This window comes from Rhodococcus sp. SJ-3, assembly GCF_051918125.1.
GTDB lineage: Bacteria > Actinomycetota > Actinomycetes > Mycobacteriales > Mycobacteriaceae > Rhodococcus.
Genome location: NZ_CM123306.1, coordinates 2,467,765 through 2,482,300 on the forward strand (window position 1 = coordinate 2,467,765; position 14,536 = coordinate 2,482,300).

Below are 14,536 nucleotides of genomic sequence, written 5' to 3' on the forward strand. Positions count from 1 at the left end.
GTTTCGGGGGATGCCACGTGGGCTCGGCACCTGCACAGATCACCGTCTGTGTTCTCGGTCCTGTCACGGCGTACCGTGACGGTGCGCCGGTCGACCTCGGAGGGCCGCGTCAACGTGCCCTGCTCGCTGCCCTTGCCGTCGCATCGCCGCATGCAGTGAGTGCGGAACAGCTTCTCGGCGAGGTGTGGCGTGACGTGTGCGCTCCGACGGCCAACGCACTGCATTTCGCCGTGTCGAAACTGCGTCGTCACCTCGATCCTCGGCGTGAACGTGGGCAACAGGGCCCGGTCGTGCGCAGCGGACATGGCTATTCCCTGCAGGTCGCAGGATTGGATTCGGCCCGATTCGAAGCGCTCGTCAGAAAAGCCCACGAGGTTCGCGCCGACTCGGCACCGTCTGCTCTCGACGATGCAGCAGTGCTTCTTCGTGAGGCGCTCGACTTGTGGCGTGGCGATCCATACCAGGACGTCGCGGACCTCACCGGCGTCGTCCTCGAACGAGCACGACTGGACGAAAGGTACCGCGACGGATCGAGTGCACTCGTCGACCTCGATCTCGCGCGCGGGTATCCGCGGGAGGCCCTCCAGGCTGCGGAGGCTCTTACCGATCGGTATCCGCTCGACGAGAACGCGTGGGAGCTGTTGGTACGGGCCATGTATCTGAGTGGTCGTCAGGCCGATTCCCTTGCTGCGATCCGGAAGCTACGGCGCACACTGATGGAAGAACTCGGGGTCGAGCCCGGCGCCGCGATACAGGACCTCGAGCGAAGAATCCTCTCGCACGAGGTCGTGGACGCTGGGCACCCGACACCCTCCGCGCAGACACCCGTGGCCGCCGTGATCTTGGATGGCGTGTCCAGCTCGGCCCCGGCTCTCCCGACTTCCCGCACACGGTTGATCGGACGCGCGGCCGATCTGACGCGAGTTTCGGTGCTGCTGGCCGATCACGGTCTGGTGACCCTTTTCGGTCCCGGCGGAGTAGGGAAGACACGCCTCGCTCTCGAGGTGGCAGGCGGTGTCCGAACCGGGGACGGCCCCTGGTTCGTCGACTCGAGTGGAGTGACGGAGGGATTGTCGCTCGTCGTGACCGTCGCGCAGACCCTCGGTCTTCCGAGTGTGGACACCGCTGAGCGTCTCGCCGGACTGATCGGCCTGCGCACGATGTTCCTCGTCCTGGACAACTGTGAACACCTCGTCGACGCAGCGGCGCACCTTGTGGGAGTGCTTCTCGCGCGTTGTCCGCACGTGTGTATTCTCGCCACGAGTCGTGAGCTGTTGGACGTGGACAGTGAAATCGGATACGAGGTCCGGCCCCTAGATCACGGTGCTGCTGAAGAGCTGTTCGCTGATCGCGCTGTTCGATTCGATCCGGAATGGACGCTGACGAACTCGGATCGCGGCTCGGTGCGCAGAATCTGTGAAGACCTGGACGGGCTTCCGCTCGCGCTCGAGCTCGCCGCTGCCCAACTCTGTGTGCTCTCCGAAACTCAGATCGCCGACGGACTCACCGACCGGTTCGCGATACTCAGTGCAGGACAACGCTTTGCCGGTGCGCGTCAACGACACCTCATCGATACCGTCGAGTGGAGCTACCGGATGCTCGATGCCCCGACGTCGTGGGCTCTGCGATCCACATCGGTGTTTGCAGGCAGCTTCGACATCTACGGTGCCGCTGCCGTGCTCGGTGAGCAAGACCCGATTCGTGCGGCTCAGCCGATCCGCGCGCTGGTGAGGCGCTCGTTGCTCTCGGTGGTGCCCGGAACTGCACCGAGAAGGTTCACGATGCTGAACACCATCAAGCATTTCGCTGCCCAGCAGAAAACTACGGACGAGGGGGCGCACATTGCGGCGGCCTATCGCGACCACGTTGTCCGGCGTGCTGTCACCCTGGCTGCGGAGTTACGAGGAGCCAGTGCACGAGAAGCGGTGTCCGAACTGACTGCTGACCGCGCAGAGCATCGGGCAGCCCTCACCGCGGCGCTCGAACATGGTGATTCACATTTCCTACTCGAATTGTCCGGTGCCTTGTACTGGTTCTGGTACCGCGATGGAAACGTGTCGGAGGGCCTGCGCTTCCTGCGAGCCGCAATCGAGGGCGTCGAGCACCATCCTGTCCAGCCGAAGCCCGTAGACCTGGGCCGGGCGCTTGTCGGGATGGCACTCCTGACCGACCTGACCGGAGACTCCCGAGCGGCAATGCGGCACAGTGATCGTGCGCGGGAGGTACTGCTCGAAGCCGGCGACGCTGCCGAGATCGTGTATGCGGACTCGTTGCGTGCCTACTACCGCACGGTGTGCGGAGACCACGACAGTGCCGCGGAGATCACCCAGCGCATTCTCGTCGACGCTCGCCGGATGGGCGTCCACTGGATCGAGGCATCGATTCTGATGGTCATGGGAATCGCGCAACGTAACAGCGGCGATAGGGCGGCAGCAGCAACGCTGAGGAAGTCCGTCGATCTCGCGCGTCGGTGCGGCTACCAATGGGTATCGATCTGTTCGCTGTGGGCGTTGGTCAAGATCGCCGTGGATTCTCGCGATCACGGCAGGGCACTCGAACTTGCACGCGAGAGCCTCCCGATTCTCGAAGCAGAATCCGAAGTGACCGGGTGGATCGTCACCATGCACACTGTGGCAGCGGCGCTCGCGCAGTCGGGGCGCACTGCCGACGCGGCGCGTGTGCTGGGTGCCGCTCGGGCGCATGGTGAGCGGGTAGGGGTGCAGGCAGACCTCCTCGACCCGTACAGCGCTGAGGAAGATGCGGCGATGGCAGCGGCGTCGCTCACCGACGGCTTCGACACGTACTGCGAGGAGGGTTCCCGCCTTTCCCGTGAGGAAGTGAACGCGCTGCTGATGTCCTCTCGACCGACCCTGTGAATGGGCCACGGCATGGTTTCTGCTGTTGGTTCCCTACACACGGCGGGTCTGGCATGCGATGCTGACGATCCAACGGCCCGAACATGAGGAGAGCGAATGAATCCCGTCGTCGAGACCACACGTGGCCGGGTACGGGGAACGGTCGTGGACGGCACTGCAGTGTTCAAAGGTATTCCGTACGCGGCCACGCCTTCCGGCGACCGCCGGTTCGCTGCGCCGGAACCTGTACCCCACTGGGACGACGTGCGCGACGCGAGCGAATTCGGTCCTACCGCACCTCAACCGCTCTACGGGCCACCGCTCGACAAGCTGCTCGACGAGGTGATGATTCCGGGTGAGAACCCGCTGAACCTGAATGTCTGGGCCCCCGACCTCGAGGCTTCGCTTCCGGTGCTCGTGTGGATCCACGGCGGCGCATTCGTCCACGGCAGCAGTGCGATACCGATCTACGATGGAGCGAACTTTGCACGCGACGGCGTGGTTTTCGTCAGCATCAACTACCGGCTCGGGGCTGAGGGCTTCGCGCTCGTGGACGACGCCCCGGCCAACCGGGGCTTGCTCGACCAAGTGGCGGCGCTCGAATGGGTCCGCGACAACATCGCGAAGTTCGGCGGCAATCCCCATTCGGTAACGATCGTCGGCGAGTCGGCGGGTGGGATGAGCGTCGGGGCGCTGCTCGCGATGCCCGCGGCGCAAGGCCTGTTCCATAGGGCGATAGCCCAGAGCGGAGCGGGACATTCGGCGCTGTCGGCCGACACGGCGCGCACAGTGTCGCGTGCGCTCGCCGAGGCGCTCGACATCGAACCCACTCGCGCGGGTTTCTCGACTGTCGACCCGGACCGTCTCATCACGGCGCAGGAAGAGCTGACCGTGCGTATCCGTGGCGACAAGGACGCCGCGAAATGGGGTGAGATACCCACTCATGCAATGGCATTCGAACCGTGTATCGACGGCACGGTGCTGCCGGAGCTGCCCATCGACCGTCTCGCTGCCGGGGCCTGTTCCGACGTCGATCTCCTGATCGGTCACAACGAGGACGAGATGACCTTGTTCTTCGTGCCCTCAGGGGTCGATTCGATGATCGACGACAACAGTCTTCGCATACTCGCGGCCCCGTACGGGCTCACTGAACCCGCCTCCCTCGAGGCCTACCGGTCTGCCCGGCCGGACACGACACCGGGGCAGGTGCTCATGCATGTGCTGCGTGACTGGATGTACCGGATTCCGGCCGTGCGCATCGCCGAGGCGCGCGCCGCGCATGACGCCGCCACCTACGTGTATCGGTTCGACTGGAAAACACCCGTATTCGATGGCCGGCTCGGTGCGACGCACGCGCTGGACATCGGCTTCGCGTTCGACAACCTCCACGTCCCGGGCAACAGCGCACTGGCAGGGCCCACGCCTCCTCACGAACTCGCGCAACGAATGCATCAGGCGTGGGTGACCTTCGTGACGACCGGTGCGGCCGGGTGGGAGCCGTATGGACGGCAGCGTACCGAGATGGTCTTCGGTGAGACCTGTGAGACGGTCGACGATGCCGAGCCCGAACTGCGTCTGTTGTGGAACGGGATCCGCTGACGACGTTTGGTCGCCGAGCCGGAGGGTAGTCCGCAGGGGAGTCATGTACAGCCCACCTCCTCTTGGATCGGAGTGACCACATGCCCGGCGAGACTCCCAAGGTTCCAGGTACACCGTCATCGATAGAACCGGGCGTCGAGGAGCCCACGACGCCGGTGGACCCGCCCGAAGCCAAACCCGACCAGTCCGAACCGGCCGGGGTGACCGCATCCGGCGCTCCGGTCGACGCGGAGCGCAAGCGCGCACAGCAGGGCCGCTATCTGACCACCGCGCAAGGGGCGCGTCTCACCGACACCGATCATTCCCTCAAGGCAGGGGAACGCGGTCCCACCCTGCTGCAGGACCACCATCTCCGCGAGAAGATCACGCATTTCGATCACGAGCGCATCCCCGAGCGCGTCGTGCACGCGCGCGGTGCCGCGGCACACGGAGTGTTTCGCGGCAACGGTGCCGCGACGAGCCTGACCAGGGCCGGTTTCCTCGGCAAGGGTGTGGAAACTCCGGTCTTCGTACGCTTCTCGACGGTGCTCGGTTCGCGAGGCTCGGCCGACGCGGTGCGCGATACTCGCGGATTCGCGACCAAGTTCTACACCGATGAGGGCGTCTTCGACCTCGTGGGAAACAACATCCCCGTGTTCTTCATCCAGGACGCCATCAAGTTCCCCGACATCATCCATGCGGGTAAGCCCCACCCTGATCGTGAGATCCCGCAGGCCCAGAGTGCCCACGACACGTTCTGGGATTTCGTCACCCTTCACACCGAAGCGGCCGCGCACACGATGTGGAACATGTCCGATCGGGGAATCCCGCGGTCGTTCCGCATGATGGAGGGCTTCGGTATCCACACGTTCCGGTTGATCAACGAGTCGGGGGAGACCTCGCTCGTCAAGTTCCACTGGAAGCCGCGCCTCGGAGTGCACTCGGTGGTGTGGGAGGAAGCCCAGTTGATCAACGGCTTCGACCCCGACTTCCATCGGCGTGACCTCGCCGATGCAATCGAGGCGGGTGCGTATCCGGAGTGGGATCTCGGTGTGCAGGTGTTCCCGGATTCTCCCGAGCAGATGTTCGAGGGCATCGACCTGCTCGACCCCACCAAGATCGTTCCCGAGGAACTCGCGCCGGTGCAGATCATCGGCACCATGGTGCTCAACGCGAATCCGAGCAACTTCTTCGCCGAGACCGAGCAGGTCGCGTTCCACCCCGGGCATCTCGTGCCGGGTATCGACGTCACCGACGATCCGCTGCTGCAGGGGCGCCTGTTCTCCTATCTCGACACGCAGATCACACGGCTCGGCGGCCCGAACTTCGCCCAGATCCCCATCAACCGCACCCACGCCCCGGTCAACGACATGCTCCGCGACGGTTTCCACCAGCATGCGGTGCACACGGGAGTTGCGCCGTATCGGCCGAACTCGCTCGACGGAGGGTGCCCGTTCACGGCGGCGCTCGAGGATGGGGCATTCATCGACTTCCCGCACGAGCTTCCGGCTGCGAAGAAGGAACGCGCGGCGGCGCGGTCGTTCGACGACCACTTTTCGCAGGTCCGCTTGTTCTACGTGAGTCTGTCCGAGGTCGAGAAGCAGCATGTGGCCGGCGCCTACACGTTCGAACTCGGAAAGTGCTACGAACAGGCGATCAAGGAACGTGGCCTGCAGGAGCTCGCGAACATCGATCGCGACCTGTGTGCGACGGTGGCCGCCGGACTCGGGCTTCCTGCTCCGGAGCCGACCGTGCCCCTCGGTGATCCCACGCCGAGCCCGGCACTGTCGCAGGTCGGATCGACGTGGCCCGTGGACGGGCGTGTCGTGGGGATCGTGGCCGACGATGCCACCGATGTCGGTGAACTGCAGGCAGCGGTCCAAGCACTCGACGCCGCAGGCGTAGTTCCGCTTGTCATCGCGCCGCACGGTGGAACGTTGGGCGCAGGCGCGGTACCGATCTCGCGCACCTTCCTGACCGCAAGGTCGATCGAGTTCGACGCCGTGCTCTTCGCGGCGTCGCCCGCAGATCCTCGCGTGAACGTGCTCGTCGACGAGATGTTTCGGCATCAGAAGGCGCTCGGAGCGTGGGGGAGCGGGACCGGCGCGCTCGGGGACACCGCGGCACCCGGTGTCGCTACGGCAAACGATCCCCAGACGCTGGTTTCCCAGGTGCTCGAACTCCTCGGGTCGCACCGGGTATGGGAGCGCGACACCGTGTGACAGACCTCACCGGAACCTGGGGTTTCAAGTTCGGGAACCCCAAGTTATTCTTTCGTTACCTCTGGCCGCAGCTGATATTCTCGCTGCGGCCAGTTGTTATTCACGGCCTCTTCATCTTCGTGGTCGCGGCGGACCCGATCCGCCGATCCTGCACCCCCGTTTGGCACCACCGTTAAGTGGGTATCTCCCTTTTCCCCGACCGTTTCAGTGCACGATACCGAGGCAGCGATGAGTGTCGACGATCCGATTTTCGCGTCTCGGCGCCGAGTGCAGGGCTACGCGCTCGTCGTCGCCTTCGTCTTCCTGATCATCGGCGTCCTCGGCTTCGTCCCCGGACTGACGTCCAACTACGGCACGATCCTGCACGTGGGAGCCGATTCGCAGGCGCATCTGCTCGGCTTCTTCCAGGTGTCGGTAGTGCACAACGTCGTGCACCTGATCTTCGGCGTGGCCGGTGTGCTCGCTGCGCGCCGCTTGGTCTGGTCGCGCATTTATCTTGTAGCCGGCGGCTGTATCTACGTGGCGTTGGCGGTGTACGGGATGCTCATCGATCACCACAGTGTCGCCAACGTCCTCCCGGTCAACAACGCCGACAATTGGCTCCATATCGCACTCGGTGCGGTAATGGTGTTGCTCGCCGTCGATCCCCGGGGCAGTCAGCGCCCCCTGTTACCCGGGAAGCGTCTGCCGCGCAGGAGACGACTCCGCCCTCGACGCGGGTGACGGCGGCCGCTCTTCTACATCTTGGCGTAGCGGGCCATCGCAAAGCAGTACAGACCGTAGATCGCCACACCGGCCCCGGCGCAGGTGAGCAGCACAGCGCCGAACGGCTGCGCCCCCAGCGTCTTCAATGCTCCATCCAGTCCGGTCGCCTGGCTGGGGTCGCTCCGCACCGTGGCGATGACCACGAGGATTCCCACTCCGACGATCGTGATCCCTTTCGCGACGTAACCCACCACGGCGAGTGGCTCGATCCACCTGCCCGCCCCGGTCCGGTCATAGGTAGTCAGGTCGTCGCGGAATCCCCGTGTGACGCCCTTGTACACGTGATAGCCCCCGACGCCCAAGAGGACCAGCGCAGCGACGATCAACAGCGCTTTGCCCGGCAACGATTGCATCAGCCGGGCACTGAGCGCGGCATTCTGTTCGCCGCTGGACTTTCCGGATCCCAGAGCGAAACCAATTGTCGAGTAAGACAATCCAACGTACACGGCGGCGATCCCCATGGCTTTGACGCGGTCCAGCGGTGAATTCGACCTCGCGTGTTCGCTTTGCCCGCCCCACACCGCCTCGACCACCCGCCACAGTGCCATCGCGACGAATCCCACCGAAAGAACCCACAGCGCGATGCGACCTCCGGGTTTGTCGGCCAGTGTGGCCAGCGCGCCCGACTGATCGATGTTCTCCCTCGAACCGAAAGCGACCGCGACCGCGAGCATGCCGATCAGCAGATGGAGTACTCCACTGACGACATGGCCGAATCGTGCGCCGCGTTCGAATCCTCGGCTGCGTGCGGCTCTTCGGGCACCACGACCGACTTCGCCTGTCCTCATGTTGCTCCCACGTCCGTGACCTCCGCCTACGAGTCGCATTTGCCCCGTATCGAGGCCCGGACAGGAGTACCCGGAGAGGCCTCGTCGGAAACCCTGCGATCAATGGCCTGTTTGCGGCTGAGACGCGGCGGGTAGTTCGGACGAAGACGGCGGCACCGGCCGGTGCCGCAATGGAGGAGGAAGCAACCCATGGCCGACGCACGCGTGATCTTCTACAAACCACTCGCCCTTGCAGCAAGTGTCGGCGGCGGACTGCTCGCAGGTGCGGTCTTCAATCAGGTATGGAAGCGGATCGGTAGTGGTGAGAAGCCCGAACCGCAGGACTTGTCGCAGAAGACCCGCGACGTGCTCGTTGCGGCGGCAGTTCAAGGGCTCATCTTCGGCATTGTGAAGGCAGGCGTGGACCGGGCCACCGCGAGCGGCTTCAAGAAGGTGACGCACGTGTCGCCGGAGTAACCTGCTTCTCCGCCTTCGCCCGAGGGTGACGCGACGGCGAGCCTCAGGTCTCGGCGAGGATGCGCCGAACCCTCGGGTCCTCGGCGAGTTCCGCCCTGACGTTCCGTGCCCTCTCATTCGCGTCGGAATAGGCAAACGCGTGCGCCCTCGCGATGTGGTCGGAGAGAGCCCGAGGCGACAGGTCGTATGCGTGGGGAGGGATCTCCAGACCCAGAATCCGGCCCGTGGGGGACACGGTCATTTGTATCCCGTGCGAGGTTCCGTTGCCTCTGATCATGTCGATCTCGTTCTGGATCCTGCGGACCTTCGACGAGAACTCTTCGGTTCGGGTCACGGCGTTCTCCTTTGTGTCACCAGCCTGGGTAGGCGGGCAGGGTTCTGGGTGGGATGGGGGAGCGGATGGTTTCGGAACCTTCGGCCGGGACGTCGGGTTCGATGCTGCGTCCCCAGTCTTGACAGCGGTGCATGGTTTCGCCGAGGTCTGCGCCGAAGGTGATGGTGTAGCCGGTGTCGGTGAAGAGGTCTTCGGTGGGGGCGGACCATTGGTTTGCGGATACCGGCATATCCTGCAATGCAGGATATGGATCTGTTCGATCGATGGGGGGCCATCGTGGTTCGAGTTCGAGCTGTGGGTGCTCTGCACTGTCGACGATGCGAGTGAACTGAACGTAGCTCTCTCGGCCTGAGAGCGTGGTGATCCGATATTCACCGTCGTCCCAACGAATTCCGAGATGAGACGGTTGTGTGCACACTGTGGCGTCGAACCCGGTTTCGGTCTCGGTAACTTGGAGGATGTGGGCGCGTGCGGTACCAGCGAGAGCATGATAGGGACGTGCGTCGATGCGGCTCGCGTACTCATAGCTGAGAACGTCGGCAAAACCTGGGTAGGTGACATCGAGTCCGCCGTAGTGCGCGATGGTCTTCGCTTCTTCTGCTGCGCGGATGAGTCGGCCGCGCTCGTCGAACAGATCGATCTCAGGTTCTGCGGACCACACGTAGGTGGCGTTGAGAACTTGCGTGGGAGGCTGATACTCGCGAGGGATCGTCGGCTCGGGTTCGGTCGTCGGTTGCTCCTGTGTGTCCTGCGAGCAGGAGGAAAACACAAGAATGCTCACCGCAATCCAAGAAGCTCGAAGGATCGATCTGTAAGTGGATTTCACTGTGAGTAGTCCCAACGCTCGCCACCGGACGGGACTACGTCGCCCAGTAATACCTCGCGGAAGCCGGACGAACCATCTCTTCGATCTGCGTAGACGATGTCGAGGAGGTCTTGTTGGCCTGCTGCAGATACACCCAGGTAGTACGCCTGGACATCCTTTGGGACACCGGCGTTGGCCAGGAGGTCGGGTACTTGGTCGGTCAGCACATTTCCAGCAAAGGCATTTTGTTGTTTGAGGCCACCGCTGTCTATCCAATCTGCGGGCAGAGTGTTCCTGTCTACTGTTCCTGATTCAATGAGCGCGCTGAACATGTTGTAATTTGTGGTGCTTCGCGCGCTTGTCTCCGTCAGATACATCGAGGTATCCAGACCCTCTATTCCTGATGCGTGACCCACGTATCGTCCTTCAGCATTGATGATTTCGGAGTCCAGGAGGACCCCGGTCGAATAGGCCATCGGCCCGGCCACCACCCCACCCGGAAGCGCTGTCAGAGCACCGGTGACAAGAGTCTGTGCCACCGCATACGCGTCCGAACGGTACTGATTTCGGGTGTCGATAGCAGCCTGCTCGATGGCCTTCTCGTTCTCGTACGCACTGCTCAATCCCACCTCGACGAGACTCTGCAACCGGCCCGAATACGTTCCGTAGCTGTACTTCCCCTCACCGCCCACCTGATCCAGCGCAAACCGCCGATCGAAGTCGGTGGCCTGCGCGAGTGCTGCGCCGTTGACGAGCGCACCGGCTGCGGGGTCGGTGTCGAGGAGAGTGAACACCCGGGTGGCGGGGACAGGGCCGAGGTCGCCGAAGCCGTGGGTGGGTGTGGCGTCCGCGTCAGCTCCGACCATGTCGGATGCATACGGCGCGAGTGCTTCCGAGAACGACTGTACTGCAGTAGGGTTGACACTTCCGATCGTGCGGTCGGAAGGGTGTCCGTCTGTCTCGGGCATGTGCAGGAAGCGGTCGAAGTTGTTGCTGCCGTCCCATCCCGATTTGGGCGACGACAGCGTCTCGGCCAGGCCGAAGGCCGCCTGCCCTGCCCGCTCGGCCCGGGCGACGTCGACGGGGTCGGTCGGGTCGGGCGGGATTGCGTCTGCGGCGATCCAGTCGGTGAGACCGGCGAGGGTGGACCCATCGTCCTCCCACTCGCGGGTGAACAGGGGCACAAGGACTTCGTCGCGGTCGAATTGTGCCGGGGAACCGTCGACACCGGTACCCGACAACAGGTGGTACGACGCATCGGGATTGCGTGTGCCGATGTCGAGGAACGTCCGCGCAGTCTTGTCGTAATAGGAAGGATCGGGCGTGGGAACCACGTGCGGGTCGGCATAGGTCGGCACACCCGCCATGTATCCCGCGACCCTGTTCAGCTCGACCCCCATCTGGGTACCGGGCCGATACTCGGGATTCGCTTCGCCGAGCATCGCCCCGAGTGCGTCGAGACGTTCCAACCGGATAGCGGAACCCGGTTCGCGTGGACCAGGCTCGTATCCGTAGTGGAGGGTGTCGCGGATGTCCTGTGGCACTCGGTCCCAACCGCCGCCGTAGTCGGGGTTCGACAACGTGAGGAGACCGTTGCCCACTGCGTCGGCCCACCCTGCCGCACTCGGATCGCCGTCGTCCTCCCATTCCTTGAAGGTCGCGAAGAGCTCTGTCAGCTCGTCCTGCCCGAGCCCGTTGTAGAAGGCATCGAGGTATTCGATGCTCACGCCACTGTCGGAGGACAAGGCCCGTCCGATACGTTCGAGGTCGGAGTCGCGGGCACGGCCGGACATGACGATATCGGCGTCTTCGTGGCCGTCCGGTCCCTCCAACGCCCAGAGTCCCTGGGTGCGGAAGTCTCCTCCGAACGTCGACAGCCGGATGGTGATCTGGTCGATCGTGTCGGCGGCGTCGCGGTCGAGTTGGTCGAAGGAGCTCAGTGCAGATTTCAATTGCACTTCGAACGTGAGGGCTTCGTCGTCGAGGCAGGCCTGCCCGACGACGTCGGCGCGGGCATCGCCCGTGTCGCACCGGGGTGGGACGACAGTGCCGTCGTCGTGGACCGTGAAGCCTGCAGCGGTTGCATTGTCTGCGGTGCGGACGACGGTGTCGCGCGCGGGAATCAGTGCCGCCGATGCGACACGAAGGGCGTCGACGTGCTCTGTCACCGCGTTGGCAATGCCACGGCCGACGACGCGATCGCTCCACGCCCGCGCGGCTGCGGCTACGGCAGCGTCGCCGTGCCACGTGCTGAATGCGTGGTCGACGTGACGATCGACCTGATCGGTTGCTTTACCGAATGCGATGTTCGCGGTCTCGGTGGCGTCGGCTGCCGTTGTGAGCGCAGCGGGGTCGAGTGCTCGGATCTGCGAGAGTGTCGGCACCTACGACACGGTGCTTTCGAAGGGCACGGTGCTTTCGAAGCTACTTCCTACCGCCTCGACCTGCCGTCTGAATTCGTCCTCGGTGGTCTCGTAGTTCCTCGCGCCGACGGATGTTGCTTCGGCCATGCGATGCAGGCAGACGGACATGGCGTGGTACGCGGTGCGCAGTGGAGCTTCGGCGCGCGTGAGTGCGCTACCGACCGCTGAGGACGTCATCGCGCCGGTCGCCCCGGCGAGCGGGGCTTCCGGCTTCAGCTCGCCGATGGTGTCGGCCTCCGTCGTCAAGGCTGCTGCCAAGGCTTTCAAGGCATCGATGTCGACTTGCAACGATGTCATCCGCAACCAACTCCTGATCTCGAGGCCGTCCCACCAGGGTTGGACGCAGCAGCCGGCCGATCGGTTCCACCGAATCTCAGGCGAAGCGGATGACCGTCCCCATCACGGTGTTGCGCACGCCGGTGAGCCGGGTCGCCGTTGCTACGCGGGCGACCATCCGGGACGCACGTACCAGCAGTTGGGTGCGGCGGCGTCGTGCCCGGTCGTAGAGACCGAGGGCATCGACGACCGGATGTTCGGTCAGCAAGGACGCGAGTGTCGCACCATCGATCATTGCTTCGCATGCGCCTCGGCCGAGATTGGGAGTCATCGCGTGTGCGGCGTCGCCGATCAGTGCGACGTTTCCCCGAACGTACGACGGCAACCGCGGCGACTCGTATAGATCGTGGTGCAGCACCTCGTCGGGATCGAGGCGGTCCAGGACGTCGCGCACGGCAGGGTGCCAATCGCCGAAGCGTGTGCGGAGTTCGTCGACCGTGCCCGCTCCACCCGCAGGTGCGCGCACGGCCGCGAACCAGTTGGTGAGGTTGCCGTCGCGCGGGGTGATCCCGAACAGTGCGCCCGGCCCCCATGTCTCGCTCATCGCGGTGGTGGCTCCGGGTGCCCAGCCGCGCCACGCCGCGTAGCCGGAGTGGGCAGGACGATACGACGGCCCGAAGAGTTGTTCACGTACTGCACTGCCGAGGCCGTCGGCGCCCACCACCACGTCGTATTCCCTGAGGTCGGCGAGTGGAGGGGCGGTGGAACCGAACCTGACGGTGCCGGTGGGGAGGGCCCCGATGAGGAGCCCGAGCAGGACGGGACGCGACAGCAGGATCGCCGGCGTACGGATGTCGCTGAAGCGTCCGAGGATCTTTCCGTCCCATCTCATGAGCGCGCCGGATTCTTGCAGCACGCCGAGGCGCTGTGCCTGCCCGCCCACGCCCGCGAGTTCGAGTGCCCGGGCGGCTGCGGGCCACAGTCCAAGTGCGGTTCCGGTGCCGGGTGGTGACGCTGCGCGTTCGAAGACGTCCACGTGCCAGCCGCGGGCGATGAGGGCGTTCGCAGCGGTGAGTCCGCCGATGCCTCCACCGAGTACGGCGGCCTTTCCTGCGAATGTCGTGGTCATGCACGCAACGTACTACGCCTGTAGTGAATTGTCACTACGGGCGTAGTGCTCGTCGTAGGATCGGGATGTGACCGACAAACGCACCGTCGCGCTCGACGCCGCGATCGAACTGCTCGGATCCGAAGGTCTGCGGGCACTCACACATCGGCGCGTCGACTCGATCGCCGACTTGCCTGCGGGGTCGACCAGCAACTACTTCCGCACCAGGCAGACCCTCGTCGAGGGCGTCCTCGACCGCCTGCTCGAGCGCGACCGGCTCGATGTGGCCGCACTCGCCGGCGTCGCAGCGCCGCGTGACGCACAAGCACTCGAAGATCTGCTGTGTGGATACGTCCTGGTCGCGACCGAGAGCGACGTCGTGCGGACCCGGGCGCGCTTCGCGATGTTCGTCGAGGCCATGGCTGCTCCGGAACTCCGCGGCGCGGTGGAGATCAGACGCGGCGAGCTGAGGGCGTGGGGAGCGGAGATGCTGGCGGGACTCGGAGTAGAAGGTCCAGGTGAATCCGACGCGGGTGCGCGGCTTCTCGTCGACTACCTCGACGGCGTGATCCTGCATCGACTCACGTCCGGTTCCCATCCGGACCCGCGCCCAGGAATCCGCCGCATCCTCGAAGCGATCTTGTAAGCGCGGTAGTCACGATGAAGCCCCCGCTACGGGCCGGTTACCGGCATATTTCCGCTGCTCACGTGCAAAGTAGGGCAGCCTTGCTTGCGTAACCCCCCGTGGCCTGGCATATCGTTTGCTGCGAGGCGGTGGGCCCACGACGTCCCACCGATCGTCAGGTTCGATCCCGCGCTGCCGAAAAAGGCACCCGCACCGTCGCGGATGGGCGGATACTGACGAGGACAAGGTATCGGCACACCCGGGTCGATACCCATCTACAGCAGTAGATGGCCATCAGTGT

12 protein-coding genes are annotated in these 14,536 nt (G+C 64.6%); 6 read left to right on the forward strand and 6 right to left on the reverse strand.

All coding sequences use genetic code 11. The features are described from left to right. Window positions 1-17 precede the first annotated feature (17 nt). The 4 genes from ACTDXD_RS11370 to ACTDXD_RS11385 all read left to right on the forward strand — a co-directional run bounded on the left by ACTDXD_RS11370 (window position 18) and on the right by ACTDXD_RS11385 (window position 7,378). Complete coding sequence (locus ACTDXD_RS11370; RefSeq protein WP_440127122.1) at window positions 18-2,876, forward strand: BTAD domain-containing putative transcriptional regulator; 2,859 nt, start codon at window positions 18-20, stop codon at window positions 2,874-2,876. Window positions 2,877-2,972: 96 nt separating this feature from the next. Further along, window positions 2,973-4,454 (forward strand): carboxylesterase/lipase family protein, encoded by a 1,482-nt coding sequence (locus tag ACTDXD_RS11375; RefSeq protein WP_440127123.1) that lies wholly within the window; start codon window positions 2,973-2,975, stop codon window positions 4,452-4,454. Window positions 4,455-4,534: 80 nt separating this feature from the next. Beyond that, window positions 4,535-6,655 carry a catalase gene (locus tag ACTDXD_RS11380; protein ID WP_440127124.1) on the forward strand — a complete coding sequence of 707 codons (2,121 nt, stop codon included), beginning with the start codon at window positions 4,535-4,537 and terminating at the stop codon, window positions 6,653-6,655. Window positions 6,656-6,883: 228 nt separating this feature from the next. Next, on the forward strand, window positions 6,884-7,378 hold the full coding sequence (locus tag ACTDXD_RS11385) for a DUF4383 domain-containing protein (RefSeq protein ID WP_440127125.1): 495 nt from the start codon (window positions 6,884-6,886) through the stop codon (window positions 7,376-7,378). Window positions 7,379-7,392: 14 nt separating this feature from the next. Here the strand turns inward: ACTDXD_RS11385 and ACTDXD_RS11390 are convergent, their stop codons facing one another. Beyond that, window positions 7,393-8,208: a DUF1206 domain-containing protein gene (locus ACTDXD_RS11390; protein ID WP_440127126.1), complete on the reverse strand. Its 816-nt coding sequence runs from the start codon at window positions 8,206-8,208 to the stop codon at window positions 7,393-7,395. A gap of 189 nt (window positions 8,209-8,397) precedes the next feature. Here ACTDXD_RS11390 and ACTDXD_RS11395 point away from each other — a divergent pair, with 189 nt between their 5' ends. After that, a complete protein-coding gene (locus ACTDXD_RS11395; protein ID WP_169689147.1) occupies window positions 8,398-8,664 on the forward strand; it encodes a DUF4235 domain-containing protein in 267 nt (88 codons plus the stop codon). 43 nt (window positions 8,665-8,707) lie between these two features. Here ACTDXD_RS11395 and ACTDXD_RS11400 read toward each other — a convergent pair whose 3' ends face one another. From ACTDXD_RS11400 to ACTDXD_RS11420, 5 genes are all read right to left on the reverse strand, one after another. After that, window positions 8,708-8,998 carry a YbaB/EbfC family nucleoid-associated protein gene (locus ACTDXD_RS11400; protein ID WP_440127127.1) on the reverse strand — a complete coding sequence of 97 codons (291 nt, stop codon included), beginning with the start codon at window positions 8,996-8,998 and terminating at the stop codon, window positions 8,708-8,710. 16 nt (window positions 8,999-9,014) lie between these two features. Continuing rightward, window positions 9,015-9,779: a hypothetical protein gene (locus ACTDXD_RS11405; protein WP_440127128.1), complete on the reverse strand. Its 765-nt coding sequence runs from the start codon at window positions 9,777-9,779 to the stop codon at window positions 9,015-9,017. 41 nt (window positions 9,780-9,820) lie between these two features. Beyond that, window positions 9,821-12,187 (reverse strand): TPR repeat region-containing protein, encoded by a 2,367-nt coding sequence (locus ACTDXD_RS11410; protein ID WP_440127129.1) that lies wholly within the window; start codon window positions 12,185-12,187, stop codon window positions 9,821-9,823. Then, window positions 12,188-12,523, reverse strand: a complete 336-nt coding sequence (locus ACTDXD_RS11415; protein ID WP_440127130.1) for a hypothetical protein — start codon at window positions 12,521-12,523, stop codon at window positions 12,188-12,190. It lies immediately after the preceding gene. A gap of 76 nt (window positions 12,524-12,599) precedes the next feature. Further along, window positions 12,600-13,631, reverse strand: coding sequence for an FAD-dependent monooxygenase (locus ACTDXD_RS11420; protein WP_440127131.1), 1,032 nt, complete (start codon window positions 13,629-13,631; stop codon window positions 12,600-12,602). Between the two features lie 67 nt (window positions 13,632-13,698). Here ACTDXD_RS11420 and ACTDXD_RS11425 point away from each other — a divergent pair, with 67 nt between their 5' ends. Next, complete coding sequence (locus ACTDXD_RS11425; protein ID WP_440127132.1) at window positions 13,699-14,256, forward strand: TetR/AcrR family transcriptional regulator; 558 nt, start codon at window positions 13,699-13,701, stop codon at window positions 14,254-14,256. Window positions 14,257-14,536 lie beyond the last annotated feature (280 nt).

Coding starts and splice junctions, on each gene's coding strand:
- ACTDXD_RS11375 (WP_440127123.1), top strand. CDS start 2,973: ATGAATCCCGTCGTCGAGACCACACGTGGCCGGGTACGGGGAACGGTC.
- ACTDXD_RS11380 (WP_440127124.1), top strand. CDS start 4,535: ATGCCCGGCGAGACTCCCAAGGTTCCAGGTACACCGTCATCGATAGAA.
- ACTDXD_RS11385 (WP_440127125.1), top strand. CDS start 6,884: ATGAGTGTCGACGATCCGATTTTCGCGTCTCGGCGCCGAGTGCAGGGC.
- ACTDXD_RS11390 (WP_440127126.1), bottom strand. CDS start 8,208: ATGAGGACAGGCGAAGTCGGTCGTGGTGCCCGAAGAGCCGCACGCAGC.
- ACTDXD_RS11395 (WP_169689147.1), top strand. CDS start 8,398: ATGGCCGACGCACGCGTGATCTTCTACAAACCACTCGCCCTTGCAGCA.
- ACTDXD_RS11415 (WP_440127130.1), bottom strand. CDS start 12,523: ATGACATCGTTGCAAGTCGACATCGATGCCTTGAAAGCCTTGGCAGCA.
- ACTDXD_RS11420 (WP_440127131.1), bottom strand. CDS start 13,631: ATGACCACGACATTCGCAGGAAAGGCCGCCGTACTCGGTGGAGGCATC.